The following is a 24,644-nucleotide window of genomic DNA, read 5'->3' as shown; positions in this document are numbered from 1 at the left end:
CGTCCCATCCTGAGACGGATCCCAAAGAAACAGTGACCCCGCATACGTCGTCGTCTAAGGTGATGACATGGACACACTGACCGGTCTGCTCGAAGGCCCGAAGGCCCGCGGCGCGTTCCTGCTCAAGTCGGTCTTCAGCCCGCCGTGGTCCCTGCGCGTCGAGGACCGTGCGCCCATCTCCGTCGTCACGATGGTCCGCGGCGACGCCTGGATCCTCCCCGACAACGGGCATCCGGTCCGGCTCTGCCCCGGTGACGTCGCCGTGATGCGCGGGCCCGACGCGTACACCATCGCGGACCGGCCCGACACCCCCGTCCAGATCGTCGTCGGCCCCGAACAGCGCTGCAACACCACCGAGGGCGAGGACGTCACCGAAACGATGGCCCTGGGCGTACGCACCTGGGGCGACGACAGCCTGGCCGGTTCCTCGGTCATGCTCAGCGGTACGTACCAGGCCCCCAGCGAGATCGGCCGACGGCTGCTGGCGGCGCTGCCCGTCGTGCTGGTCCGCCCCGCGGAGGCGGGCGACAACCCGCTGGTACGCATCCTCGCCGACGAGATCGGCAAGGACGAGATCGGCCAGGAGCTGGTCCTCGACCGGCTGCTCGACCTGCTCCTCGTCAGCGTGCTGCGCACCTGGCTCGCGGTCCCCGAGTCCGGCGCGCCCGGCTGGTACCGCGCCCAGAGCGACCCGGTGGTCGGCCCGGCGCTCCGGCTGCTGCACGAACAGCCGGGCAGGGCATGGACGGTGGCCTCGCTCGCGGACAACGTCGGTGTCTCCCGCGCGGGTCTGGCCCGGCACTTCACGACGCTCGTGGGCGAGCCGCCGATGGCCTACCTCACGGGGTGGCGGCTGACCCTCGCGGCGGATCTGCTGCGCGAGCCGGACGCGACGGTGGCGACGGTGGCGCGGCGGGTGGGGTACAGCGGGGCGTTCGCGCTGAGTGCGGCGTTCAAGCGGGTACGGGGGGTGAGCCCGGCGGAGTTCCGGCGGGGTGGAGGGGCGTCGGCGGAGCGCGCGGGCGCGCCGAAGCGGACGGTGGTCCTGGACCGCTGACGCCTGCCGTCCGGCTGTGGGGAAGGGGGACCGATGCGGCCCGGTGGGTTCCGCCGCCCGTCCCCGACCCCGCCGCGTGTCGCCGGACTCCCTGGACAACGACCCCCGCCGTACCCGCGACCACGGCCCCGGCCGAAGCGCGGCTCAGGCCCCGTCCGCTCGCGCGGCGAACGTCACCAGAAGATCCCCCCGCGTCAGCCACCGCCCCGAGAACCGCAGGGCCGCCCCCCGCGGCGGGGGCGTCGTCGGGGTGAGCTTCGCGGTGAACGTGCCCGTCGGGGCGAGGCGCACCTCCGCCTCCGCGAAGCCGAGCCACCGCCCCGTGGACGGGAACCACGCCTTGTAGACCGCCTCCTTCGCGGAGAACAGCAGCCGGTCCCAGTACACCCCCGGCCGCTCAGCGGCCAGCCGTTCCAGCGCCGCGCGTTCACCGGCGGAGGCGACCAGCCCCAGTACGCCGCGCGGCAGCGGCCCCGCCGGCTCCGCGTCGATGCCCAGCGCGGCCACGTCCGCCGCTCTGGCCGCCACCGCCGCCCGGTAGCCGTCGCAGTGGGTGATGCTGCCGACCACCCCGTCCGGCCACCGGGGCGCGCCGCCCGCGCCCGGCAGTAACGGTACGGGCGCCAGGCCCAGTTCGGTCAGGGCGCGGCGCGCGCAGGCGCGCGCCGTGGCGAACTGCGCGCGCCTGCGCTGCCGTCGGCCCGCCATCAGCGCCTCCTCCTCGGGGAACAACGGCGCGGGCGCCAGATCGTCGAAGGCTTCGGCCGATCTGACGCCCGGGGGGAGGATCTCCTCGATCACGGTCTCAGCGGGGACGGGCGAGAAGGCCCGACACGGCGCGTACGATCTCCGCCGGCCGTTCGAGCGGCAGCGTATGACCGGCGCCCGGGAGGCGTTCGAACCGCGCGTCCGGCAGCGCCCCGGCCAGCGCCTCGCCCAGCTCCGGCTTGACGACCCGGTCCCGCTCGCCCGCGAGCACCACGGCGGGTACGTCGACCGTGGCCAGCTCCGCGCGCAGATCCATGCCGCGTGACGAGGCGAAACAGTCGGCGCGTACCCGCGGGGAGGCCGCCGCGAACATCTGCCGGTTGACTTCGAGGGCGTACGGGTCGACCCCCTTGCCCATCGTCTGGGCCAGCAGCCGCCGGCCGAGCGCCGGCCGGCGCAGGGCCCGGGAGAACAGCGCGCTGCCCATCATGCGCACCTCGCTGTCGGGGGTGTCCTGGTCGTGCGCGGCGGTGCCCAGCAGGACGAGCCCGCGCAGTCCGCGCGCGGCGGCCCTGTGGGCGGTGACGTACGAGAGGGCCGCGAAGCCGCCGCCGGAGTGCCCCACCAGGAGCGCGTCACGGGAACCGGTCTCGCCCAGCACCGCCGCCAGGTCCGCGCCGAAGCGGCGGATGGCGATCGGCTCCTTGCCCAGGCCGGAGGCGCCGTGCCCGCGCTGGTCGTACAGCACCACCCGGTGGCCGGAGCGGATCAGCCGGTCGGCGACCGTACCCCAGATCCGGCGGCCGGCCGCCCAGCCGTGCGACAGGACGACGGTCGTGCCGGTGGGCGCCCGCAGCGGGGCGAGGACGGTGACGGCGAGCGCGGCGCCGTCGTCCGTACGTACCGTGGTCTCCTCGGTACGCGAGCCGGCCCTCGTGGTGCTCACCGGGACCTCCCGGCCAGCGGCTCGGTCAGCAGCGTGTTGAGCGAGCCGAAGGCGGCCAGCGTCGCCTTCGAGTGCTCGGCCCCGATGTCGGCGACCTTGGCCAGCAGCTTCAGCTTGCCATGCGGGCGCCCCCGGAAGTGCATGCTCACGCGGGTGCGGTGGCCGTCGTCCAGTGGTTCCAGGATGAAGTCGCTCGGACCGCGGAAGGCTCCGTCGACGTACTCGACGGTCAGCCGGCGGCCCGGCTCGACGGAGACCGTGCGGGCGGTGAAGCGGAGCTTGAGTCCGCCCTTGTCGACGCCCTTGGTGTGGACGGTCACGGCGACCTCGCCGCCCACCACGTCGGGGGCTCCTGAGACGGTCGCGAAGGTGTTGGCGGGCACCCACCAGCGGGCTGCACCGCGGAACTCGGCGACGAGCGCGTCCCAGACGACGTCCGCTGGGGCGTCGACCACCGCCTCGTCGATGATGTCGTAGCCGTTCATGCCAGTCTCCCTGTAGGGGGCGGCGGATGGGAAGGTCGGGAAGCGGGGCCCGGGGAGGGGCCCCGCTCCGGTGCGGCCGGGCCGGTCAGGCGAAGAAGCCCTGACCGGGGGTGAGAATGCCGGCCGGGTCGTAACGCCGCTTCGCGTTGCAGAGGTCGGAGTAACGGTTGCCGAAGTGCCTCTTCCAGTCCGCGGGCGTCATCCGCGGGATGGCACCGACCAGATAGCGCTTGGCGCCCAGGGCGACGGCCTTGTCGTACAGCCGCCGGTTCTGCTCCAGCATCCCCGCGATGTCCGGCTCACCGGGGTGCGGGAAGCGCAGCAGGTCGAAGAGGTAGCCCACGGAGTCGTTCGGCTGCACCGCCATGGGACGCCTGAGCTTCGACGTACGGTACGGGTAGGTCAGCACGAAGCCGACGCCCAGGTCGTTCGCGGTGAGATCGGCCTCCGCGATCTGGAGGAACTGCTTCACCTTGGAGGCCGGCAGGAACAGGCTCAGCCAGGGCTTGGGCTGGTCCCAGTAGTCCGCCTCCTTGTAGTACTCGACATAGGCGTCGAACCGGTAGACGTAGTCGAGGAACGCCATGTCGTCGATGACGGCCTCGGAGCGGACGTCCCGCAGCCCCGCGATCAGCGGCTCCCGGGCGGGAGCGGTGCCGGTGTAGGTCGCGCCCAGCTCCATCTTGTAGCGCCAGCCCGAGTCGTCCGGCTTGCGCTGGAGTTCACCGGCCTGGACCTCGAACCGGCCCTCCGCCAGGACCTTCTCCGCGTCGGCGAGGTAGGTCGCCACGTCGTTGTAGACGAGGTTGAAGACGACCACCCGCTCCTTGGGCGGAACGATCCTCACCGTGGCGCGGACGATGATCCCCACCTGGCCGCCGCCGGCCAGCGCGGCGTTGAACAGGTCGGGGCGTACGGAGGGGGAGGCGGTGAGGAGCTGGCCCGCACCCGTGACGATGTCGATCGACTCGATGGTGTCGACCGCCAGGCCGTACTTGCCGACCGTGCCGCCGATGCCGCCGACGCTGATCGTGCCGCCGATCGACAGATGCATGTAGTCGGGCATGGCCGGCGGCATCTTGCCCTTGGCCAGGGCCGCCTCGGTGAGCTGGTGCCAGGTGACACCCGCCTCGACCACCGCGGTGTTCGCACCGATGCTGACGACCTTCGACAGACCGCGCGAGTCGATCGAGATACCGCCCGGGACCGCCGCCTGGCCGTAGTTGGAGTGCGATTCGAGATCGTCACCGGTGCCGCTGCGTCCGTTCGCGGCGATCTTCAGGTTGTTGGCCCGCGCGAAGTTGACCATCTTGACGATGTCGTTGACCGAGCCCGGCACCAGCACGGCCCACGGGGTGATGTCCGGCACCAGGTTGCCGAAGTCTTTGCTGAACTGCACGAGGTCGGCCGCCGAGGTCTTGAGCGTGCCGTCCAGCGCCGGTACGGGCGACACGCTGCCGCCGCCGCCGTGGCCGCGGCCCGCCTCCGCGGCGGTGGCCCACGTCTGCGTCGCGACGTTCCAGCCCACGACGGTCGCGGCGGTGGCGGCCATGCCGCCCAGGACTCTGCGCCGGGAAGGGGTGTTGGTGCTCATCTGGTCCGTTCTCCCGTTCGTCATGCGTGATCGACGGCCGGTCGCCCGGCGCCCACGGTGGTGGCGAGCTGGTACTCGCCCAGGTCGAAGTGCTTGGTACCGTTGCGGAACCGCCAGGTGTACGTGGGCCAGATCGACGGGTTGCGCCCGGCGCTGTCCAGGTACCAGCTCTTGCAGCCGCCGGCGCTCCAGACCGCGCGCGCCTGGCGCTTGTCGAGCGTCGCGTTGTACGCCCGCTGCGCCTCCGGCCGCACCTCGACGCTGGACAGCCCGCGCTTGTCCATCTGCTTGAGCGCGTCCACGACGTAGGCGATCTGGGACTCGATCATCACGGTCTGCGAGGAGTGGCCCAGTGTCGTGTTCGGGCCGAGCATCATGAAGAGATTGGGGAACCCCGCGATGGTGGTGCCGCGGTGCGCGGACATCCCCTCGCTCCACGCCTCCCGGAGCTGGACCCCGCCCCGTCCCCAGATGCGCCGCGCGATCGGACGGTCCGTGGCGAGGAAGCCGGTGCCCATGATGATGGTGTCCACCTCGCGCTCCCGGCCGTCCTTGGTGACGATGGACTTGGCGCGGACGTGGTCGATGGAATCGCTGACGATGTCGACGTTCGGCTGCTGGATCGCCGGGTACCAGGTGTTCGAGAACAGCAGCCGCTTGCAGGCCACGACATAGTCGGGGGTGAGCCGCTCCCGCAGCGCCGGGTCCTCGACGCTCTTCTTGAGATGGTCCGAGGCCATCTTCTGGACCTTCTCGGCGACCTTGGGCCGGGCGAAGGCGAAGGCCAGGACCTCCCGGCCCCACATGTTGAAGTTGCGCCGGAAGCTCTGGTAGCCCGGGAAGCCGCGCAGCATCCTCGTGTGGAACGCGCTGTTGACCTTGTCGTTCTTGGGACCCACCCAGGGAGGCGTGCGCTGGTACAGGTCGAGGTGCCCGACCTCGGGCTGGATCTTCGGCACGAACTGGATGGCCGAGGCCCCCGTACCGATCACGGCGACGCGTCTGCCGGTCAGATCGTGGCCATGGTCCCAGCGGGCCGAGTGGAAGACCTTCCCCTCGAAGTCACCGAGCCCCGGCAGATCGGGGACGGCCGGCTCACTGAGATAGCCGGCGCCCGCGACCAGGACCTGGGCGGTGTACGCGCCGCCCGAGGTCTCGATGTGCCAGCACCGGGTGTGCTCGTCCCAGCGGGCCGCGATCAGCTCGTGGTTGAAGCGGATGTGCGGGCGCACCCCGAAGCGGTCGGCGCAGTCCCGCAGATACGCGTACACCTCGTCGCGCTTGGCGAACGTGCTCTTCCACTCCGGATTGCGGGCGAAGGAGAAGGAGTAGAGATGGGCCTGGACGTCACAGGCGCACCCGGGGTAGTCGTTGTCGCGCCAGGTGCCGCCCACCTCCTCGGCCCGTTCGAAGACCAGGAAGTCGTCGACGCCCTGCTGGAGCAGCCTGATGGCCGTTCCCAGGCCCGAGAAACCGGTGCCGATGACCGCGACCCGCAGATGCCGGGTCGGTCCCCGCCCGGCCGGGCGCTCCGGCTCCGTACCGCCGCTCACCCCGTCTCCGCGGGCGGGTTCGAGAATGCTCGTCACGGCGGCCTCCTCAGCCCCTGCGCGCGATGGTGACGCGGAAATTGTTGAAGAACTTGTCCTCAAGCGTGTAAGCGAAGATGTCGAGGTAGCGCTCGAAGCGGGCCACGACCTCCTCGCCCTCCAGGGCGACGGCCGTCTCACGGTCCGCGGCCAGCCGCTTCAGCCAGGCGCGGCACGCCAGCGCGAAGGACTCCCGCTCGTTGACGATCTCCACGACCTCGAACTGCCCCTCGGCGGCGGCGGCCAGCTCGTGGAGATGCGGGATGTGCATCCCCTCGAACTCGGAGCGCTGGAGGAACTTCAGATCGGCGAGCAGCTCCCGGTTCATGGGCTGCGCCTCGGCCGTCATCGTGTGCAGGACGAACTTCGCGCCCGGGTTGAGCGCCTTGTACACCTGGCTGAAGAAGAAGCGGTAGCGCTTGGTGCGCTCGCGCGGCGGCAGGTTGGACGAGACGAAGTGCTCCAGCGCGTTGATGCAGAACGCCGCGTCGTACTTCTCGTCCGTCTCGTGGTCCGCCCAGCTCTCCACCCGCGTGGTGATGCGCGGGTTGTCCAGGCCGGCGATGAACGCCTCCTGGGTGCGGCTCAGCGTGAGACCGACCGCCTCCTCCACCCCGTGCACGGTGGTGAGCCGGTTGAGCATGGTGCCCCAGCCGCAGCCGATGTCCAGTACGCGGCGGGCGCCCTGGGCCCCGGCCAGCGCGGCGAACACATCGAGCTTGCGCTCCTGGGCCTCGTCCAGTGTCGCGACGAGATCCTCGCCCTGCTCCCAGTAGCCGCCGGAGTACATCATGGTCGGGCCCAGCAGGAGCCGGTAGAAATCGTTGCTGACCTCGTAGTGGTGTCTGACCGCGTCGACCTCGGGGTCCACCGACCTGGGTGCGACCGTTGTCATCCTCGACCTCTTTCCTGATCCTGTCGCTGCGCCGCTCGTACCGACCGTGTGATGCGGTCACGAGATAACCGCGTGGCTCGCAACAGATGTGCAAGACGCCCGCGCGTCAGCGGTGTTGCGTCCCGGTTGCGCGCGCCGCGCTTCCATGCCACTCGACACCGGATGCACCGCGAGAGAGGACCGAAGCTCATGACGCTGCCCACCATCGAAGAACTGGCGAGCCAGCTGGAGGCCGTGTCGGGCGCCGAGGAGGTCAGCCCCGACGCACCGCTCCAGCACATCGCGGACGTCGACTCGCTGGACCTGATGGAGTGGCTGTACGGGTTCCAGAACCAGTACCCGCACATCCCCGCCGACGAGTCGCTGTTCGCGGACCTCGACGACACGACGACGCTGCGGCATGTGTACGAGCGGATCGTCGCGCTCGTCCCGCAGCCGGCGCAGGCGTAGCGAGAGCGCCCGTGAACGGCTTCGACATCACCGGGTGGGGCATGGCCGTACCCGAGCGCAAGGTCACCAGTGTGGAGCTCGCGGAGCGGTTCGGTGTCGACGAGAACTGGATCGTCAGCCGCTGCGGCATCCGGGAGCGCCGCGCCGTGGGGCCGGGACAGACGACCGCCTCGCTGGCTGTCGAGGCCGGCCGGCGTGCCCTGGAGAAGGCGGGCCTGACCGGTGGCGACATCGCCCATCTGATCGTCGCCACCGCCACGCCCGAGCAGCCCTCACCTGCCACGTCCGCGTTCGTCCACCACGATCTCGGCATTGCGGGCAGCGCGCACGACGTCAACTCGGAGTGCGCGGGCTTCGTCTACGGTCTGGTGTCGGCGATGGCGCTGATCGCCATCGATCCCCGGCCGATCCTGCTGATCGGCTCCGACACGCACACCCTGACGGCCAACCCCGCCGACCGCGATCTGTCGATCCTCGTCGGCGACGGGGCCGGCGCGGTCGTACTCCAGCCGGGGCCCGAGAACCGGGTCAGGGCGTGGAACCTCGGCGCGGACGGCTCGTGCACCGGCAGCCTGAAGGTGCTGGCGGGCGGCAGCAGGATGCCGACCACCGAGGAGACGGTCCGCGAGGGGCTGCACTTCGCCAAGATCAACGGCAACGAGATCTATCTCAACGCCGTGCGCTACACGGTCCGTACGGTCCGGGAGACGCTGGAGAGCGCCAAGGTCGACGCGGCCGACGTCGACCACGTCATTCCGCACCAGGCCAATATCCGCATCATCAACTCGATCCTCAGCCACACCGGACTGCGGCCGGAGGCGCTGGTCACCAATCTGGAGCGGTACGGCAACACCGCGTCCGCGTCCATCCCCATCGCCCTCACCGAGGCGCTGGAGGACGGCCGGATCCAGCCGGGCGACCAGGTGCTGCTGGCCGGCTTCGGCGCCGGGATGACCTGGGGATCGATACTCCTGGAGTGGGGCGGGGAGAGGAAATGAGCCGTAACAGCGAGCCGGGCGCCCGTCCCGAGCGGCCGGTCGCCCTGGTCACGGGGGCGTCCGGCGGGCTCGGGCAGGCCCTGGCCCTCGAACTCGACGCGCTCGGCTGCCGGGTCGCCGTCCACTACAACAGCTCGGAGGCGCAGGCCCGCGCCGTACGGGAGAAGCTGGGCAACGACTCGGTCGTCGTGACCGGCGACGTCGGCTCCTGGGACGCTGTCACCGCGATGTACGCCGAGATCAGTGAACGGCTCGGCCCGGTCGACGTGCTCGTCAACAACGGCGCCATCCGCAAGGACGCGCTGATGGCGATGCAGTCGCCGGCGGACTGGCAGCAGGTCATCCAGACCAATCTGATCGGTTCGTTCCACACCGCGCGGGTGTCCGTTCCGTACATGCTCCGGCAGCGGTGGGGCCGGATCATCAATGTGGTGTCGCCCTCGGGTCTGATCGCGACGGCGGGTCAGACGGCCTATTCCGCCTCGAAGGCGGGCCTCATCGGCTTCACCCGCACCCTGGCGGCCGAGTGCGGCAGACGCGGTGTGACCGTGAACGCGCTCTCCCCGGGGTTCATGATCACGGGTATGACCGAGAACCTGCCGGGACATGTCATCGAGGGGATGGAGGGCAAGGCCCCCATTCCGCGCTTCGTCACAGTCGAGGAAGTGGCCCGCAGCGCGGCCCTGTTCCTGGACCAGGACTGTATGACGGGCCAGGTCATCAGTATCGACAGCGGCGTCTCGATCACCTGAGACCCGCTCGCGCGCACGAAAGAGGCGGCCCGGCGTATTCGCCGGGCCGCCCGCGTATGTTCCCCCGCCGAGCCCCTAGGCCACACGCCACTCGGGCGCCGGCGGCGCGGGATGGGTGAGGCAGCCGTCCGGAGTCAATAAGCAGGGCCGCGGCGGGGCGGGGCGTGGGCGCGGGGCCTCGAACATGCCCATCAGCAGCGGGTCCAGCCGGGTCACGGCGCCGGTGTCCGGCTCCGGTCTTCGGCGGGTGTCGGAGCTGCGCAGCAGTTCCAGATAGGCCGCCTGGCTCTCCGGCGCGGGATCGATCCCCAGCTCCTCGGCGAGCACCTCCCGCAGCTGCTGGTACGTGCGCAGCGCCTCGGCGCGGTTGCCGGCCGTCCGGTGCGCCGCCATCCGGCACCGGTAGGCGCTCTCCCTGAACGGGGCACGCCGTACGGCCTCCTCGGCGTACCGCAGCGCGTGATGCTCGTCGCCCAGGGCCGCCGAGGCCAGACTCGCCGTCTCCAGCGCGGACAGCCGCAGCTCGTCGAGCCATTCCCGCACGCCGTTGACCCACTCGCCCTCGTGAGCGGGCAGGAATGACCCGCGTAGATTCGACACCGCCGCGGCGGCGAGCTGTTGCGCGACGGCGAACGAGCCGGTGGCGTACGCCTCGGCCGCCTCGGTCGCCGCCGCCTCCGCGCATTCGAGGTCGACGGCCGCGTCGTCCGGCAGCCGCAGCAGATAGCGGCCGCCCTGGGCGACCAGCGGGGTGACACCGGGCCGCTGCTGGGGGAACGTGACGAACGTACGGACCCGGCTGACAACACTGCGCAGGGCCGAGGCCCAGGTGTCCGGCAGCCCGTCGGGCCAGACCGTGTCGGCCAGTTGATCCCGGCTGGTACCGGCGGACCGTTCGAGGATGAGCCTGGCGAACGCGACTTGAGCCTGAGCGCTGGACAGATGCTGCGGCGGAACCCCTTCGGGTTCGATCGTTACAAGGCCAGCGAGTCTGATGAGCAAGCTGTACTCCCCGGTGCGGTCGGCTCTGGGCCGGTTGCACCGACGGCGGGTGCCGCCGGCGAGGGTGTCGACATCACGCCAGGGGGCCCCGTCCCAGTGGTCCTTGTGAAGGAGTTCGGGACACTCTGTGCATGCCCCCTGCACAGAAATTGGACGATATCAATCGGCCATCTCGGTGTGTCAATAGTGGCCGGGGAACATTCCCCTGGATTTCCCTGGAGACCTTCATTCCGCTTGCGGAAAGCTGTCGCTCTGTTCTTGCGTTCCCCTCTTTCCCCACTTCAGCGCCGTGTTGCGCGCGCCTTGCGCGCCTGTCGTTGAATTGCGTCGCAACTCTGAGTCCAGGTTGAGCGGACTCCGGTAATTGTCCGAAACGTGGTGAGGAGATGTACGTGAACACATCCGGCGGCTGGGAACGTCTCGCGCCGAAACTGGCCGCGACACACCGCCGCGTGCGGGCCCTGGAGTGGGAGCCCGCCCGCCGCAACAGCTTCGTGACGTACACGGTCGAGCGCGACTCCGCCTACGCCGACCTCGACGGCGAACGCCTCCTGATGATGTCGGGCTACAGCTATCTGGGCCTGGCGGGCGACGAACGGGTGGTCGCCGCGGCCAAGGCCGCCGTCGATCTGTACGGCACCGGCAACCACGGAGTGCGGGCGCTGGCGGGTTCGATCCCGCTGCACGAGGAACTGGAGGCGGAGGTCGCCCGGTTCGCCGGCCGCCAGGAGGCGCTGGTGTTCGGCTCCGGGTACGCCGCCAACGTCGGCACGGTCGGCGCGCTGGTCGGCGCCGGGGACACCGTACTGATCGACAAGTACGACCACGCCAGCATCGTGGACGGCTGCCGGCTGAGCGGCGCCACCGTCACCCGCTTCCGGCACAACGACGTGAGCCACCTCGACCGCAGGCTCGCCGCCGCGAGCCCGGACGGGATCCGGCTCGTCATCGTCGACAGCGTCTACTCCATGGACGGCGACATCGCGCCGCTGCCGGAGCTGCGCCGGGTGTGCGACGACCACAACGCCCTGCTGATGGTGGACGAGGCCCACGCGCTGGGTGTCATCGGCGCCACCGGCAAGGGCATCGAGGAACACTTCGACTACACCGCGAGGGTCGACGTCAAGCTGGGCACGCTCTCGAAGGCCATCCCCTCGATGGGCGGCTGGGTGGCCGGACCGAGCGAGCTGATCGGCCATCTCAAGTACGCGGCACGGCCGTTCCTCTTCTCCGCGGCCCTCGGCCCGGCCCAGTCGGGAGCGGCGCTCGAATCGCTGCGGATCCTGGAGCGCGAGCCCGAGCGCGTCAGCCATATCCAGCGGGAGTCCGCGCGCTTCCGGCGGATGCTGAACGACGGCGGGATGCGGACCGGCGACAGCGAGACCGCCGTCGTCCCCGTCATCGCCGGCTCCGACGACGCCGCGTACGACTACGCCACCGCCTGCCGCGCGGCCGGTGTCATCGGACTGCCGGTGGTCACCCCGGCCGTCCCCAACGACCTGGCCAGGCTGCGGATCGCCATCACCGCACGCCACACCAAGAGCGACATCGACTTCGCCGCGGAGGCGTTCCTCAAGGCCGCCCACGTGTGCGGGCTGATCAAGGACTGACGGCCGGCTCGGCCCGCGTCCTGCCTCCGCCCTGCTCTCCTGCCCCTCCTGCCCCTCCTGCCCCTCCTGCCCTCTGTCCTCCGCCCTCCGACGTTCGTACGGGATACGGGATCCGAGATGCCAAACTCACCGAGGCACGCACCGCCACACGCGCCCGTCGCGATCACCGGCATGGGCGTCGTCACCCCGGCCGGCTGCACCCCCGACGACCTGTGGGCCGCGCTGCGCGCCGGGAAGTCCACCGCCGCCGCGCTGACCCATCTCGATCTGGAACGCCACCGGGTGCGCATCGGCTGCCGGGTCCGCGGGCTCGACTCCCTCGGCCTCGTGCCCGCCAAGGACGCGCGCCGGATGGACCCGTTCGCGCTGTACGGGACGACCGCCGCCCTCGCCGCGCACCGGGACGCGGGAGCGCCCGCCGCGGACCCCGGCCGTACCGCTGTCGTCGTCGGCAACGCCGTCGGCGGCCGGGCCACGAGCGACCTGGAGTCCCGGCATTTCACCGAGTCGGGACCGCACCGGGTCAACCCGCTGATGCCGCTGATGACCATGCCCAACGCGGCGGCGGCCCAGATCTCGATGCGGCTCGGCTGGCACGGCCCCGCCCTGACCATCGCCACCACCTGCGCCAGCGGCGCCGACGCCATCGGCCACGCGCTGACACTGCTCCAGACCCACCGGGCCGATGTCGTCCTGGCCGGCGGGTGCGAATCGACGCTCACCCCCGTCACCCTCGCGGGGTTCGGCAACCTCAACGCCGTATCACTGCGCAACGACGACCCGGAACACGCGTCCAGGCCGTTCGACGCCGACCGGGACGGCTTCGTGATGGGGGAGGGCGCCGGGTTCGTCGTCCTGGAACGCCTCGACGACGCGCGGGCGCGCGGTGCCCGTACGTACGCCACCGTCGCCGGTTACGCCGCCACCTCCGACGCGTACCACCTGGCCATGCCGCTGCCGGACGGCGGCGCGGCCGTCGGCGCCATGGCCGGAGCCATCGCCGACGCGGGCCTGGCCCCCTCCGACATCGTCCATGTCAACGCGCACGGCACCTCGACCCCGCACAACGACAGGGCCGAAGCGATCGCGCTGGCCAAGGTGTTCGGCACGGACGGGCCCCCGGTGACCGCCAACAAGAGCGTCATCGGCCATCTCATCGGGGCCGCGGGCGCCGTCGAACTGATCGCCACCGTGCAGGCGATGAGCCGGTGCGAGGTCCCTCCCACCGCCAACCACGAACAGCTGGAGCCAGGTATGGAAATCGATGTGGTCCACGGCGCCCCGCGCGCCGTGGCGTCCGGACCTGCCCTCTCCAACTCCTTCGGTTTCGGCGGGCACAACTCCAGCCTGGTGGTGGCCCCGATATGACCACCGCCCCCGCCCCGGCGGTGACGCGAACCGTCACCGCCGAAGAGATCGCCGCCTACCGGGGCGCCGTCCGCGCCGGGCTGCCCGCCGCGCGGGACCAACTCGCCTCGCCCGTGCACGCGTTCGTCCTCGCCCACACCGTCGCCGAGCAGACCGTGGCGGCCCTGACCGCCGACGAGCCCGGCCCCGTGTCCGTCGTCCACCTCGGCCAGGACATCCGCTGCCGGCGGCTCGTACGCCCCGGTGAACAGGTCACCGTACGGCTCGATGTGCTCGGCGCCCGCCGCGAACCGCGCGGGGTGCGGGTCGCCCTGCGCTCCCGGCTGACCGGCGACGCCGCGGATTCCACGGGATCCACGGCATCCACGGAGCCGGGCGCCGCGGAGCCGTTCGCCGAACTGGTCACCAGCGCCCTGCTCGTGGGCGCGACCGCCCTCGAACCCTTCGGAGAGATCTCCGGCGGCGCCCCCGCTCCCGCACCCGCCGGAGCCGCCGAGCCCGCCACCGTCGTCCATGAACCGACCGTGGAGTGGATCCGCCGCTACGCCCTGGCATCCGGCGACGAGAACCCGATCCATCTCGACGCCGACGCGGCCCGCGCCGCCGGCTTCGGCTCGGTCATCGCACACGGCATGAGCGTGCTGGCCCTGGCGGTCGAGGAGATCACCGACCGGTACGCGGACGGAGACACCGGCCGGATACGAGGCATCGGCGGCCGCTTCTCCGCGCCCGTCACGCCGGGAGAGCCGCTCCGCTTCGACCTCCAGCCGGACGCGGCCCGGCGGGTGGTGCGCTTCGGCTGCCGCACCCCCGCGGGACCCGCCGTCAAGAGCGGCTGGGTCGAGCTGGCCGCGCACGCGGCGGAAGAGAACGGGAGCCGGCCATGACGACGAACGGCTCTGGTGCGAACGGCCTCGGTACGGACGGCCTCGGCCTGGTGGGCGGCTTCCTCTCCCAGGTCCGCGAACGGCCCGACGCCACCGCCCTGGTGTGGAACGGCGAGGAGACCACCTACCGCGCGCTGTACGAGCGGGCCGGACGCGACCGCGACCGGCTGGCCGGGCTCGGACTCAGCCCCGGCGAGCCCGTCGGCATCCTGGCGGCCAAATCGCCCGCGGCCGTCGCGCTGGTGCTGGCCTGCCTGCTGTCACGGCGCCCCTTCCTGCTGCCGTCGCCCGCGCTCGCCGACTCCCTGCTCGCGGATCTCTTCGCCCAGGCGGGCTGCCGACAGGTGATCACCGCCGACGGCACGGACGCGGCGGTGACACCGAACCCCGAGGTCACCGCGCAGCCGCTGGCACCCCGCGAGGCCGCCGAGGTGTCGTTCATGCTCACCACCTCCGGCTCCACCAGCCTGCCCAAGATCGTCCCCCTGGGCCGGGACGCGGTGAACCGGTTCGTCGCCTGGGCCGCCCCCGCCTTCTCGATCGGGCCCGGCGTCACCGTCCTCAACTACGCGCCGCTCAACTTCGATCTCTGCCTGCTGGACATCTGGACGACCCTCGCCCACGGCGGCCGGGTGGTCCTGGTCGACCCGGCACTGGCCGCCCGGGGCGCGCATCTGCTCGACCTCCTCGTGCGCCATGACGTACGGGTCGTCCAGGCGGTGCCGATGTTCTTCGGGCTGCTGCTCGACGCGGCCGAGCGGCGCGGAGTGACGTTCCCCGCGGCCGCGCACGTGATGTTCAGCGGCGATGTCATCCCCGACCGCACCTTCGCCGCACTGCCCGGACTCTTTCCCGGGGCACGGATCCACAACATCTACGGCTGCACCGAGACCAACGACAGCTTCGTCCACGAGGTCGACACCAGCGCCACGGAATTCCCGCCGGTACCGATCGGCCGGCCGCTGCCGGGAGTCGGGGCCCTGATCCTCACCCCGGACGGCGCGGCCGTCGAGGGGCCGGGCTCCGGCGAACTGTACGTGTCCACGCCCTTCCAGGCGGCCGGCTACCTCGACCGGACCCGCCACGCGGACAAGTTCACCGGCCATCCGCTGGGTCTCGACGACCGGCGCTGGTTCCGCACCGGCGATCTGGTGCGGCGCGACGCCGACGGCCGGCTCCATCTCACCGGACGCGCCGACCACCAGGTCAAGGTCCGCGGTGTCGCCGTGAACACCGCGGAGGTCGAACGGGTGCTGCTCGACCACCCCGCCGTACGTGAAGCGGGCGTGGCCGCCGTACCCGACCCGATCGAAGGACGCCGGCTCATCGCCGCCGTACAGAGCGAACCGGGCAGCGGACTCAGCTCCCTGACGTTGCGTCAGCACTGTGCGCGACGCCTGCCGAGGGCGGCCGTACCCGCCAAGCTCCGGATCGTCGACGAGCCGTTGCCCAAGACCGCCACGGGAAAGGTCGACCGCAAGGCGCTCGACCGTCTCGACGAGCTGTCCACCGTCTCCACCGTCACGTCAGCCACAACCGCCCAGGGAAGGACGTCATGAGCCACGCCGGCACCATCAAGCAGTTCGTCATCGAGGAGTTCCTGCCGGACATCACCGCCCAGGAACTGGCGGACGACCACGATCTGCTCTCGGACGGGGTCATCGACAGCCTCGGTGTGCTCAAGCTGATCGCCTGGGTCGAGGACCGCTTCGAGCTGCCGATCGGCGACACCGACCTGGACCCCGACAACTTCCGCAGTGTGGCGGCCATCGACGCGTTCATCGCCGGTGCCCGCCGTCCCGAGGTGGCGGGCGGCTAGCGGTGCATGACGCACTCACCGGCCTGCTGGAGCGGCGCGCACCGGTCGGCCTCGACACCTGGCGGTCGTTCTGGGACCAGCTCGGCGACGGCGGCCTCGACAGAGCGCAGTCCCTCGCCCTGCTGACCTCCCTGGCCACCGCACTGCCCGGCCACGACACCCTGCGTCCCCTGCTCGACTCGCTCGCCGAACGGCGGCCCGCCCGGCCCGCGGGCCGCTGGCCCGGCACGGTCAACGTGGTGGGCACCGGAGGCGGACCGAAGACCTTCAACATCTCCACAGCCTCGGCGTTCGTCGCCGCCGCGACCGGGGTGCGGGTCGTCAAGACGGGCTCGCGCGCGTACACCAGCTCGCTCGGCTCGGTCGATCTGCTGGAACGGCTCGGCGTCCGGCTGACCTCCTCCTACGACCAGACCGCCGACACACTGGACCGGTACGGCATCGCCTTCGCCGGACCGTTCGTCTACCCGGCGCAGCTGACCCGGCTGGCCAGGACCATCGCACCGACGAGCATGAAACCCTTCGGCCGCTTCCTCAACGCCATCGGGCCGTTCCTCGCGGACCTGCCCGTCACGGCGCAGGTCACCGGAGTCTCGGCGAACGCGCCCCTGGCCGTACTGCGCTCGCTCGCCGAGACCGAGCCCCGGCCCGGCCGGACGCTGTGGCTGACCACCAACGACCGCGGCGCCGACGAACTGCTCGGTTTCGCCGACAACACCATCCACACCCACGACGGCCGCGAACTCCACATCCCGGCAGGCGAGCTGGTGCCGTCCGACGGCGATTTCGACGATCTCGGGCCCGCCCGGGACCCCGCCTCGGCACCCGCCCACTTCCTGTCCGTCCTCGACGGCACCGAGGGGGAGGTGGCCACCCGTACGGTCTGTCTCAACGCGGCGGCGCTGGCCGTGGCGAGCGGTCACACCACCGACTGGACGCGAGCCGTCGCCGCCGCCCTGGACGCGGTACGGAGCGGCGCCGCCCGCGCGCTCGCCGAGCGCGTACGGGCCGGGACGCGCCCGCCGCCCGCCCGGACGAGAGAGATGACCCATGGCTGACTTCTTCTCCCGCACCGGTGCCGGCGAGGGACCGGGCCTGGCCCTCTTCCTCAACGCCGGGGACCCACCGCTCGATGTCCTCGCCGACCTCGTTCTCATGCTGGACGAGGAGGGCGTCGACTGCCTCGAACTCGCCGTGCCCTTCCCCGACTCGGTCACCGACGGGCCGGTGATCCGCCGCTCCGCCCGCCGCGCCCTCGACCGGGGCGTCGGGCTCGACGAGGTCCTCGCCTTCATCGCGTCCGTACGCCCCCGGCTGCGCCGGCTGCGGATCGCGCTCCTCGCCGACTGGAGCCACTCCCTTAAGCACCGGGACCGTGAGCACGGGGACCCGGCGCACACACTCCGTACCATCGCCGGCTCGGGCGCGGACGGACTGCTCGTCCACGCGCTGCCGCCCCGGCTGCGCGCCGCACACTACGCGGCGGCCCGCGAGGCAGGGCTGCCCGTCGTCACCACCTGCTACCAGCAGAGCCCGCCGCCGACCATGGCGGAGGCGGCGGCCGAGGCCACCGCCTATCTCTATCTCGTCGCCCACTACGGACGCAGCGGCACCGCCCCGGCCACCGGGCACGCCGCGCTGGCGACCACCGTCGCCGCGCTCCGGGCGCACACGGAATCCCCGATCGCCATCGGCTTCGGGGTCAGGACCAGACAGGACGTGGAGACCGTGGGCGCCTGCGGAGCCGATGCCGTCATCATCGGCTCGGCAGGCGTCGCCCGGATCGAGCGGTCGCTCGCTCAGGGGGACGACGTCGTCGACGGGTTCCGCGCCTTCGTCAGGTCCGTATCACCCAACCGTTCCATCACACCTGAGACAACAGGGAGCTGAACATGTTCGTCCGTGACCTGGAGAGCGTGAAGACGGTCGAGTGGGGCAACGGCCTGAGCCGTCGCTTCATCGTGGCCGCCGACGGCCTCGACTACAGCATCACCGACACTACCGTGCGCGCGGGCACCAAGTCCCGTCTGGAGTACCGCAATCACATCGAATCCTGCTACTGCATCGAGGGTTCGGGAGAAGTGATCGAGCTGGACGGCACCTCGCACCCGATCGTGCCGGGCCGTCTCTACTCGCTCAACGAGCACGACGCCCACTACCTCGTGGCGAGCCCGCACGAGGACCTGCGCCTGGTGTGCGTCTTCTCCCCGGCGCTCCAGGGCGACGAGGTGCACCAGCTCGACGAGCAGGTCTCCTCGGCGTACTGATCCGCGCCGCGCCAGTCGCCGACCGTCCGCCACCGACCCGCCCGTCACCGATCCGTCAACGAACCGCCCGTCACCGAACCGTCATGGAAAGGCTCGCCGTGATCCGCTGGAACGCCGACCAGACCGAACTGCGCGAAGGTCTGGCCCGGTGGGGTGAGGCGCTCAGCGCCGGCCACATAGAACAGGACGAACAGGCCACGTTCTCCTGGGACAAGTGGAAACTGATCCGGGAGACCGGCATCCTCGGACTGCCCTTCGAAGAGCGCTGGGGCGGCCTCGGCCAGTCCCTGCTCACCACCATGTATCTGCTCGAAGGGCTGGGCGAGCACTGCCGTGACTCCGGGCTGAGCTTCTCGGTCACCACCACCATGGCCAGTACCGGTGTGCCACTGGAGAAATTCGGCACGGACGCGCAGAAGGAGCGGTATCTGACCCGGATCTGCTCGGGAGAGGTGATCGGCGCCCATGCCATCACCGAGTCCGAGGGCGGCTCGGACGCCATGGCGATGACCACGCGAGCGGTACGGGACGGTGACCACTTCGTCCTGAACGGCTCGAAGATCTTCGTCAGCAACGGGCCCGTCGCCGATGTGTTCGTCGTCTACGCGCGTACGCATCCGGACGGCGGCCCGCTCGGGGTCACCGCGTTCCTCGTGGACCGGAACACCCCGGGGCTCACGATCGGCCCGCCGACCAAGAAGATGGGACTGCGGACCTCGCCGCTCAGCGAGTTGTTCTTCGATGAGTGCCGGGTCCCGAGGACCCAGGTCCTCGGCCGGGTCGGCGGCGGATTCATCGTGCTCGACCACGTGATGAAGCGGGAGATCCTCTTCTCCTTCATCGTGAACGTGGGGGAGATGAGGCACCGGCTCGACCGCTGCCTCGACTACGCGAAGACCCGCCGTTCGTTCGGCAGACCGATCGGCTCGTACCAGTCCGTCGCCAACAAGATCGTCGACATGAGGATCCGGCTGGAGACGGCGGCCAAGTGGCTGTACGACACCGGTGAACGCCTCGCCGCCGGCGAGAACGTCACGGTGGATCTGGCCATCGCCAAACTGGTGACGAGCGAGAGCAATGTGGCGACCAGCCTGATGGCCGTGCAACTCTTCGGCGGGCACGGCTATATGACCGAGTACGGTCTGGAGAAGGACGTGCGCAACGCCGTGGCCGGCACGATCTACTCCGGCACCACGGAAATCCAGTACAACCGCATCGCCTCGATGCTGGGTCTGGGCACATGAGCCCGGAGCCCGCCTCCGGGCTCCCGGCGGGACACTCGGCCGCACCCGAGACCCGCCGGGTTCTGAAAGTCTGCGGCGCCACCTCGCCCGGCGACATCACCACGCTCGCCTACGCCGGAGCGGACTGCGTCGGCCTGTGGCACGGCATCCCCGGCGGCCATGCCGAGCTACCCGAGCGGCGCCTCACCGAACTCGCCGCGGCGGCCCGCGCCACCGGCCGGCTCGAACCGGTCCTCGTCACCTTCCTCGGCGACCCCGAAGCCCTCACCGGCCTGGCCCGTCGCACCGGCCTGCGCTGGCTCCAGCTGCACGCCTACCAGCCGCCCGCGGTGGTACGGGCGCTGCGCGCCGCCCTGCCCGACGCGGTCCTCGTCAAGGTGCTCCATCTGCGCGGCGGCAGCTGTCTCGAACGCCCGCTGATCGGCGCGTACGAACGGGCCGGGACCGACCTGTTCCTCCTCGACACGGCGACCGAGGACGGGCGGATCGGCAGCACGGGACATCAGCTGTCCGAGCGGGATGTGCTCGGCCTGCTGCCCCGGCTCACCCGGCCGTTCCTGCTCGCCGGCGGTATCTCCCCGTACAACCGCCCCGACTACGGGTCCGTCGCCGCCCACCCCGGCTTCCGCGGCATCGATGTCGACACCGCCGCCCGCGATGCCCACGGACGTTTCTCGGCGCCCGCCGTCACCGCTCTGGCCCGCGCCTGGCGGACCGACACGTCCCCTGAGGAGTCCCGATGACCGCCCGATTCCTGGAAGCCCTGCTGACCGCCGGCCGCCCGCTGGTCATGGAGATCAAACGGCGCGACGCGCACGGCTACGATCTGCTCGGCGGCCGCACCCCCGCCGCGATCGTGGAGTCGTACGAAGGCGCGGGCGCGCCCTGTATCTCGGTGGTGACGGGACGCTGGTTCGGCGGCACCACCGATCTGCTGCGCGATGTCGCCGCGCTCACCGATCTGCCGCTGCTCCAGAAGGACTTCATCACCCGCAAGGACCAGCTGTCGACCGCAAGGGACCTCGGCGCCTCCGCCGTGCTGCTCACCGCGGCCCTGCTGCCCCGGTCGAGTATGCGCACCCTGATCACCGCCTCTCTGGCCCTCGGCCTCACCCCGTTCGTGGAGGTGACGGAAGAGGCCGAACTCGACGGTCTGCCACACGCCGAGGAGTGCGTCGTCGCCGTCAACAACAAGGACATCAAGGCCAAGGAGCGTGACCGCGGCGACCTCGACCGCAGCCTCGCCCTGCTGCCGGCGGTCCGGGCCTCGGGCACCCGCTGCCCGGTCAGCGCCAGCGCCATCGACGGCCCGCTCGCCGCCGCGAAGCTGCTCGACGCGGGATACGCCGGCCTGCTCGTCGGCACCTCGCTGCTGCGTACCGACAGCGCGGCCGGCTGGGTCGACCGCCTGGACCGCGCCAGGACCCGCCCCGCGGGCCGGCCCAACTGAACGGCCCTGTCCGGCCCGCCCCCGCCGCCTTGGAGAACCGCCTGCCATGACCGCTCCCGTATCCACCCCCGCTCCCGTGCCCACCGCCACTCCTGCTCCCGTCTCCGTTCCCGCCCTCGCCTCCTCCCCGGTACCCGCCGTCCGTGCCGTGACCCTCGACGCGGGCGGCGTACCGCTGTCGGGTCTGATCGCCGAGCCGGACGGCGCCGCGGGACCCCGCTCCGTGATCCTCGCCATCCACGGCCGGGGCATGTGCGCCGACTACTTCAACGGGCTGACCGACCCGGCCGACTCGCTGCTCACCCTGGGCGCCCGGCTCGGTCATACGGTGCTGGCCCTGGACCGGCCCGGTTACGGCTCCTCCGCCGGTCCGCTGCCCGACGGACAGCCCCTCGGCGAGCAGGCGACCACCCTGCACCGGGCACTCGCGGACTTCGCCCGGTACCGGCCGACCGGCGCCGGCTTCTTCGTCGTGGCCCACTCCGACGGAGGCAAGGTGGCGCTGCACCTGGCCGCGCAGGACGCGGGCAGCGCGCTGGTCGGTCTCGACATCAACGGATGCGGCTGGCGGTACGCACCCGAGGCGCGGCACTTCCCCGATACCCTCGGCGGTGGCGCGTCCCGGCTCAACTGGGGCCCGCTGCGCCTGTATGCACCCGGCACGTTCAAGGCGAGCCGCTCCCTGCTGAGGCCCGTACCGGCGCGCGAGGCGGCCCAGACGGCGACCTGGCCCCTCCAGTACCCGCGACTGGCCGGCCGTATCACCAGCCCGGTCAGACTGACCTTCGCGGAGCATGAACTGTGGTGGGAGCTGGACGACGAGGCGGTGGCGGCGATGACGGGGCTGCTCACCGCCGCGCCGCTCGTCGCCGTGGAGCGGCTCTCCGGTGCCGGGCACAACATCAGCATCGGCCGCGCGGCCCGCACCTACCATCTGCGGGCGCTGGCCTTTCTGGAGGAGTGCCTGCGACGTGCCGGAGAGGCCCCCGCCGGGTCCTGAACTCCGCACGGGAGCAGGGCGGTTGCCGTGGAAGCGTCCTCCCGGTGATCACTGGGTGATCAATCCGTGGTCATGGCGGGGGAGCGGCGCGCATCGCGGCTACTGTGTGCGCACCGTATTCGTCCACGCACCGAGCGACTCCAGGAAGGACTCCTCCTTATGGCGGCAGAGACCGCGGACCTCCCACAGCACCCCAGGCCGGGCCCGCGTGCCCTGATGGCCGACGGGCAGCGCTCGTACTCCTTCGAGTTCTTCCCGCCCAAGACGCCCGCCGGGGAGCGCACGCTGTGGAACGCGATCCGCCGGATCGAGGCGCTCGCGCCGTCCTTCGTCTCCGTGACCTACGGCGCCGGCGGCTCCTCGCGCGACCGGACGATCGAGGTCACCAAGCGCATCGCCGCCGAGACCACCCTGCGCCCGGTCGCCCATCTCACCGCGGTCGGCCACTCGGTCGCCGAACTGCGCCACATCATCGGCCAGTACGCGGACGCCGGTATCCGGGACGTGCTCGCGCTGCGCGGCGACCCGCCGGGCGACCCTCGCGGTGAGTGGGTCCGTCATCCGGAGGGATTCGCCCAGGCCAGTGAACTCGTCGCCCTCATCAGGGAACTGGGCGACTTCACCGTCGGGGTGGCCGCCTTCCCCGAGCGCCATCCGCGCTCGCCCGACTGGGACAGCGACATCCGCCACTTCGTCGCCAAGTGCCGGGCGGGCGCCGACTACGCGATCACACAGATGTTCTTCGACGTCGAGGACTATCTGCGGCTCCGCGACCGGATCGAGGCCGCGGGCTGTACGACCCCGATCGTCCCCGAGATCATGCCGGCCACCGACGTACGGCAGATCCGCCGCTTCGCCGAACTCAGCGACGCCCGCTTCCCCGACGCACTGGCCCAACGGCTCGAAGCGGCCCGCGACCGGCCCCAGGACGGGCATCGCATCGGTGTCGAGTACGCCACGGCCATGGCCGAACGACTGCTGGCCGAAGGCGCGCCCGGACTGCACTACATCACCCTCAACCGCTCCACCGCCACGTTGGAGATCCACCAGAACCTGGGCGTGGGGGTACGGCGCGACCGTCCGCTGGCCGGGACCCGGCCCTGATCGCCCGGCCCGCCGGTGCGCCGTCCGCCCCCTTGGACGCTGGAACATGGACCTGAGCTTCATGGCTATGTTCCGGTCGCACCGCGCCGTACTTGACTGGTCCCCTGACGCAGTACGTGAGAAAGCCGTGTCACATGTCGGCGGCGGCGTTGGCGACGACACCGTGGCGGTCGCCGGATCACCTCGTATCGGACGGCTTCGACCACCAGACAAGGAAGTCCCATGAGCTTCAACCCGACCGGAACCCCGAACCCCTACGCCGCCTATCCGCCCGCCCCCGCGGTGGCGCCCGTGCGCCGCAGCAAGGCGGTGGGGCCGCTGCTGATGATCGCCACCATCACGACGGGGCTGATGGCGGGTCTGTTCTTCGCGTACGACATCTCGGTGATGCCGGGGCTGGCCAGGACCGACGACCGTACCTACGTCGACGCGATGCAGAACTTCAACGCCCTGATCGACGGCAACGGTCTCTTCGGCATGATCTTCATCGGAGCGCTGCTGGCCGCGGCGGTCGCCGCGTTCCTGGAGCACCGCCAGGGCCGGCGGGGCGCCGCGCTCTGGATCGGCGCGGCGGCCGCGCTCTATCTGGTGGCCCTGATGATCACGTTCAGTGTGAACATCCCGCTCAACAACGAGCTCGCGGCCGCCGGTGACCCCGCCAAGATCACGGACTTCTCGATCGTCGAGAAGTTCAAGGGCACGTGGGAGACGAGCAACATCGTGCGGACCCTGGTCTGCACGGCCGCGCTCGGCTTCCTCGCCCGCGCCCTGGTGCTGCACGGCCGTGGCGCCGGCGCCGCCGGCGGTGCCGCGATGCGCCCGCACGGCGTCTGAGCGCGGGCCGACGGAGAGCGGGGCGGCGGGGTTCCTGCCCCACCGCCCCGCTCCGTGATCGCCCGGCGGCTGTTCGCCGGCCGTCCGGAGCGGCCCGCTCAGCAGTCCCGGAACTCGGGCGACTGGTTGAGGATCTGCGAGCGCACCGAGGTGAACCGGGTGTGCGTCGCACCGCCCCGGTCCTCCGGACGGAAGACGGCGACGCGGTGGCAGTTCATGAACGCCAGGGTGACCCCGAAGTGCCGCTCCAGGCTGGAGCGGATGGCGTCGCTGGCGAGAGCGCGCAGCAGCTGGCCGCGCTCGCGCTCGGACGGCGGCGGTGTCTGGTTGTCGGCGAACACGGCGTCGCCGCCGCGCAGTTCGCCGACCAGACCGGCGATGAGGTGGTACGCGTACGGCAGGGAGGTCCGGACGGTGTCCACGAAGTCCTCTTCGCGGACCTGGCCGTTCTCGGCGTCGGCGAGCAGCGTGGGCGAGACATCGAGTGACATGGGTGTGTGTCCTGTCGGGTCGGGGGTCACAGGGGCCCCGGTGGGGGAGGGAGCGGCGCGGCGGAAGCCGGGCTGGACGTGTCGGAACGCGTCG

At 71.3% G+C, this 24,644-nt stretch carries 26 protein-coding genes; 18 read left to right on the top strand and 8 right to left on the bottom strand.

Annotated features, from left to right (window positions below; translation table 11 throughout):
* Nucleotides 1-67: 67 nt before the first annotated feature.
* Nucleotides 68-1,057 (top strand): AraC family transcriptional regulator, encoded by a 990-nt coding sequence (locus ACZ7LS_RS13455; RefSeq protein WP_382529183.1) that lies wholly within the window; start codon nt 68-70, stop codon nt 1,055-1,057.
* Nucleotides 1,058-1,201: 144 nt separating this feature from the next.
* Here the strand turns inward: ACZ7LS_RS13455 and ACZ7LS_RS13450 are convergent, their stop codons facing one another.
* The 6 genes from ACZ7LS_RS13450 to ACZ7LS_RS13425 all read right to left on the bottom strand — a co-directional run bounded on the left by ACZ7LS_RS13450 (nt 1,202) and on the right by ACZ7LS_RS13425 (nt 7,274).
* Nucleotides 1,202-1,858 (bottom strand): 4'-phosphopantetheinyl transferase family protein, encoded by a 657-nt coding sequence (locus tag ACZ7LS_RS13450; RefSeq protein ID WP_382665630.1) that lies wholly within the window; start codon nt 1,856-1,858, stop codon nt 1,202-1,204.
* A 4-nt stretch (nt 1,859-1,862) separates the two neighbouring features.
* Nucleotides 1,863-2,711, bottom strand: a complete 849-nt coding sequence (locus ACZ7LS_RS13445) for an alpha/beta fold hydrolase (protein ID WP_382518827.1) — start codon at nt 2,709-2,711, stop codon at nt 1,863-1,865.
* Nucleotides 2,708-3,196, bottom strand: coding sequence for an SRPBCC family protein (locus ACZ7LS_RS13440; RefSeq protein WP_382518830.1), 489 nt, complete (start codon nt 3,194-3,196; stop codon nt 2,708-2,710). Before ACZ7LS_RS13440 ends, ACZ7LS_RS13445 begins: the two co-directional genes overlap by 4 nt.
* An 85-nt stretch (nt 3,197-3,281) precedes the next feature.
* The gene (locus ACZ7LS_RS13435; protein WP_382968355.1) at nt 3,282-4,790 is read right to left on the bottom strand and encodes an FAD-binding protein; all 1,509 of its coding nucleotides are present in this window, start codon (nt 4,788-4,790) and stop codon (nt 3,282-3,284) included.
* Nucleotides 4,791-4,810: 20 nt separating this feature from the next.
* Nucleotides 4,811-6,379 carry a flavin-containing monooxygenase gene (locus tag ACZ7LS_RS13430; protein ID WP_382879782.1) on the bottom strand — a complete coding sequence of 523 codons (1,569 nt, stop codon included), beginning with the start codon at nt 6,377-6,379 and terminating at the stop codon, nt 4,811-4,813.
* Nucleotides 6,380-6,389: 10 nt separating this feature from the next.
* Nucleotides 6,390-7,274, bottom strand: coding sequence for a class I SAM-dependent methyltransferase (locus ACZ7LS_RS13425; protein WP_382518837.1), 885 nt, complete (start codon nt 7,272-7,274; stop codon nt 6,390-6,392).
* 189 nt (nt 7,275-7,463) lie between these two features.
* Here ACZ7LS_RS13425 and ACZ7LS_RS13420 point away from each other — a divergent pair, with 189 nt between their 5' ends.
* Genes ACZ7LS_RS13420 through ACZ7LS_RS13410 form a run of 3 tightly spaced genes read left to right on the top strand, consistent with a single transcriptional unit; the run spans nt 7,464 to nt 9,474 of the window.
* Nucleotides 7,464-7,724 carry a hypothetical protein gene (locus ACZ7LS_RS13420; RefSeq protein ID WP_382518839.1) on the top strand — a complete coding sequence of 87 codons (261 nt, stop codon included), beginning with the start codon at nt 7,464-7,466 and terminating at the stop codon, nt 7,722-7,724.
* A gap of 11 nt (nt 7,725-7,735) precedes the next feature.
* Nucleotides 7,736-8,722, top strand: a complete 987-nt coding sequence (locus ACZ7LS_RS13415) for a 3-oxoacyl-ACP synthase III family protein (RefSeq protein ID WP_382665620.1) — start codon at nt 7,736-7,738, stop codon at nt 8,720-8,722.
* A complete protein-coding gene (locus tag ACZ7LS_RS13410; RefSeq protein ID WP_382518844.1) occupies nt 8,719-9,474 on the top strand; it encodes a 3-oxoacyl-ACP reductase family protein in 756 nt (251 codons plus the stop codon). The genes ACZ7LS_RS13415 and ACZ7LS_RS13410 overlap by 4 nt, the downstream gene beginning before the upstream one ends.
* Nucleotides 9,475-9,549: 75 nt before the next feature.
* Here the strand turns inward: ACZ7LS_RS13410 and ACZ7LS_RS13405 are convergent, their stop codons facing one another.
* The gene (locus ACZ7LS_RS13405) at nt 9,550-10,476 is read right to left on the bottom strand and encodes an AfsR/SARP family transcriptional regulator (RefSeq protein ID WP_382518846.1); all 927 of its coding nucleotides are present in this window, start codon (nt 10,474-10,476) and stop codon (nt 9,550-9,552) included.
* A gap of 392 nt (nt 10,477-10,868) precedes the next feature.
* On the opposite strand from ACZ7LS_RS13405, the gene ACZ7LS_RS13400 reads away from it, so the two are divergent.
* The 14 genes from ACZ7LS_RS13400 to ACZ7LS_RS13335 all read left to right on the top strand — a co-directional run bounded on the left by ACZ7LS_RS13400 (nt 10,869) and on the right by ACZ7LS_RS13335 (nt 24,059).
* Entirely contained in the window at nt 10,869-12,086 is a 1,218-nt protein-coding gene (locus ACZ7LS_RS13400) for an aminotransferase class I/II-fold pyridoxal phosphate-dependent enzyme (protein ID WP_382518849.1), read from the top strand.
* Between the two features lie 117 nt (nt 12,087-12,203).
* Nucleotides 12,204-13,454 carry a beta-ketoacyl-[acyl-carrier-protein] synthase family protein gene (locus ACZ7LS_RS13395; RefSeq protein ID WP_382518851.1) on the top strand — a complete coding sequence of 417 codons (1,251 nt, stop codon included), beginning with the start codon at nt 12,204-12,206 and terminating at the stop codon, nt 13,452-13,454.
* Complete coding sequence (locus ACZ7LS_RS13390; protein ID WP_382518853.1) at nt 13,451-14,341, top strand: MaoC family dehydratase; 891 nt, start codon at nt 13,451-13,453, stop codon at nt 14,339-14,341. Before ACZ7LS_RS13395 ends, ACZ7LS_RS13390 begins: the two co-directional genes overlap by 4 nt.
* Nucleotides 14,338-15,900, top strand: a complete 1,563-nt coding sequence (locus ACZ7LS_RS13385; RefSeq protein ID WP_385129777.1) for an AMP-binding protein — start codon at nt 14,338-14,340, stop codon at nt 15,898-15,900. Before ACZ7LS_RS13390 ends, ACZ7LS_RS13385 begins: the two co-directional genes overlap by 4 nt.
* Nucleotides 15,897-16,160 (top strand): acyl carrier protein, encoded by a 264-nt coding sequence (locus ACZ7LS_RS13380; protein ID WP_356518522.1) that lies wholly within the window; start codon nt 15,897-15,899, stop codon nt 16,158-16,160. Before ACZ7LS_RS13385 ends, ACZ7LS_RS13380 begins: the two co-directional genes overlap by 4 nt.
* A gap of 2 nt (nt 16,161-16,162) precedes the next feature.
* Nucleotides 16,163-17,218 carry an anthranilate phosphoribosyltransferase gene (locus ACZ7LS_RS13375; RefSeq protein WP_385129775.1) on the top strand — a complete coding sequence of 352 codons (1,056 nt, stop codon included), beginning with the start codon at nt 16,163-16,165 and terminating at the stop codon, nt 17,216-17,218.
* Nucleotides 17,211-18,050 (top strand): tryptophan synthase subunit alpha, encoded by an 840-nt coding sequence (trpA, locus tag ACZ7LS_RS13370; protein ID WP_385129773.1) that lies wholly within the window; start codon nt 17,211-17,213, stop codon nt 18,048-18,050. The genes ACZ7LS_RS13375 and trpA overlap by 8 nt, the downstream gene beginning before the upstream one ends.
* Nucleotides 18,051-18,052: 2 nt before the next feature.
* On the top strand, nt 18,053-18,427 hold the full coding sequence (locus ACZ7LS_RS13365; RefSeq protein ID WP_129766282.1) for an ectoine synthase: 375 nt from the start codon (nt 18,053-18,055) through the stop codon (nt 18,425-18,427).
* 98 nt (nt 18,428-18,525) lie between these two features.
* Nucleotides 18,526-19,671: an acyl-CoA dehydrogenase family protein gene (locus ACZ7LS_RS13360; RefSeq protein ID WP_382519431.1), complete on the top strand. Its 1,146-nt coding sequence runs from the start codon at nt 18,526-18,528 to the stop codon at nt 19,669-19,671.
* Entirely contained in the window at nt 19,668-20,414 is a 747-nt protein-coding gene (locus ACZ7LS_RS13355; RefSeq protein WP_385129771.1) for a phosphoribosylanthranilate isomerase, read from the top strand. The genes ACZ7LS_RS13360 and ACZ7LS_RS13355 overlap by 4 nt, the downstream gene beginning before the upstream one ends.
* Complete coding sequence (locus ACZ7LS_RS13350; RefSeq protein WP_382518865.1) at nt 20,411-21,121, top strand: beta/alpha barrel domain-containing protein; 711 nt, start codon at nt 20,411-20,413, stop codon at nt 21,119-21,121. Before ACZ7LS_RS13355 ends, ACZ7LS_RS13350 begins: the two co-directional genes overlap by 4 nt.
* Nucleotides 21,122-21,167: 46 nt before the next feature.
* Nucleotides 21,168-22,121, top strand: a complete 954-nt coding sequence (locus tag ACZ7LS_RS13345; RefSeq protein WP_385129769.1) for an alpha/beta hydrolase — start codon at nt 21,168-21,170, stop codon at nt 22,119-22,121.
* Between the two features lie 159 nt (nt 22,122-22,280).
* Nucleotides 22,281-23,225: a methylenetetrahydrofolate reductase [NAD(P)H] gene (gene metF, locus ACZ7LS_RS13340; protein ID WP_382518870.1), complete on the top strand. Its 945-nt coding sequence runs from the start codon at nt 22,281-22,283 to the stop codon at nt 23,223-23,225.
* 222 nt (nt 23,226-23,447) lie between these two features.
* Entirely contained in the window at nt 23,448-24,059 is a 612-nt protein-coding gene (locus tag ACZ7LS_RS13335) for an anthrone oxygenase family protein (protein ID WP_382518872.1), read from the top strand.
* 98 nt (nt 24,060-24,157) lie between these two features.
* Here the strand turns inward: ACZ7LS_RS13335 and ACZ7LS_RS13330 are convergent, their stop codons facing one another.
* Nucleotides 24,158-24,550 (bottom strand): SCO5389 family protein, encoded by a 393-nt coding sequence (locus ACZ7LS_RS13330; protein WP_382518875.1) that lies wholly within the window; start codon nt 24,548-24,550, stop codon nt 24,158-24,160.
* Nucleotides 24,551-24,644: the final 94 nt, after the last annotated feature.

The organism is Streptomyces sp. NPDC039430, from assembly GCF_055639435.1.
This window is presented reverse-complemented; position numbering and strand designations above follow the sequence as displayed.

Excerpts from the sequence above, each read along its gene's own strand:
- ACZ7LS_RS13455 (WP_382529183.1), top strand. The coding sequence starts at position 68 with ATGGACACACTGACCGGTCTGCTCGAAGGCCCGAAGGCCCGCGGCGCG.
- ACZ7LS_RS13440 (WP_382518830.1), bottom strand. The coding sequence starts at position 3,196 with ATGAACGGCTACGACATCATCGACGAGGCGGTGGTCGACGCCCCAGCG.
- ACZ7LS_RS13435 (WP_382968355.1), bottom strand. The coding sequence starts at position 4,790 with ATGAGCACCAACACCCCTTCCCGGCGCAGAGTCCTGGGCGGCATGGCC.
- ACZ7LS_RS13425 (WP_382518837.1), bottom strand. The coding sequence starts at position 7,274 with ATGACAACGGTCGCACCCAGGTCGGTGGACCCCGAGGTCGACGCGGTC.
- ACZ7LS_RS13420 (WP_382518839.1), top strand. The coding sequence starts at position 7,464 with ATGACGCTGCCCACCATCGAAGAACTGGCGAGCCAGCTGGAGGCCGTG.
- ACZ7LS_RS13410 (WP_382518844.1), top strand. The coding sequence starts at position 8,719 with ATGAGCCGTAACAGCGAGCCGGGCGCCCGTCCCGAGCGGCCGGTCGCC.
- ACZ7LS_RS13395 (WP_382518851.1), top strand. The coding sequence starts at position 12,204 with ATGCCAAACTCACCGAGGCACGCACCGCCACACGCGCCCGTCGCGATC.
- ACZ7LS_RS13390 (WP_382518853.1), top strand. The coding sequence starts at position 13,451 with ATGACCACCGCCCCCGCCCCGGCGGTGACGCGAACCGTCACCGCCGAA.
- ACZ7LS_RS13385 (WP_385129777.1), top strand. The coding sequence starts at position 14,338 with ATGACGACGAACGGCTCTGGTGCGAACGGCCTCGGTACGGACGGCCTC.
- ACZ7LS_RS13380 (WP_356518522.1), top strand. The coding sequence starts at position 15,897 with ATGAGCCACGCCGGCACCATCAAGCAGTTCGTCATCGAGGAGTTCCTG.
- trpA (WP_385129773.1), top strand. The coding sequence starts at position 17,211 with ATGGCTGACTTCTTCTCCCGCACCGGTGCCGGCGAGGGACCGGGCCTG.
- ACZ7LS_RS13365 (WP_129766282.1), top strand. The coding sequence starts at position 18,053 with ATGTTCGTCCGTGACCTGGAGAGCGTGAAGACGGTCGAGTGGGGCAAC.
- ACZ7LS_RS13355 (WP_385129771.1), top strand. The coding sequence starts at position 19,668 with ATGAGCCCGGAGCCCGCCTCCGGGCTCCCGGCGGGACACTCGGCCGCA.
- ACZ7LS_RS13350 (WP_382518865.1), top strand. The coding sequence starts at position 20,411 with ATGACCGCCCGATTCCTGGAAGCCCTGCTGACCGCCGGCCGCCCGCTG.
- ACZ7LS_RS13345 (WP_385129769.1), top strand. The coding sequence starts at position 21,168 with ATGACCGCTCCCGTATCCACCCCCGCTCCCGTGCCCACCGCCACTCCT.
- metF (WP_382518870.1), top strand. The coding sequence starts at position 22,281 with ATGGCGGCAGAGACCGCGGACCTCCCACAGCACCCCAGGCCGGGCCCG.
- ACZ7LS_RS13335 (WP_382518872.1), top strand. The coding sequence starts at position 23,448 with ATGAGCTTCAACCCGACCGGAACCCCGAACCCCTACGCCGCCTATCCG.
- ACZ7LS_RS13330 (WP_382518875.1), bottom strand. The coding sequence starts at position 24,550 with ATGTCACTCGATGTCTCGCCCACGCTGCTCGCCGACGCCGAGAACGGC.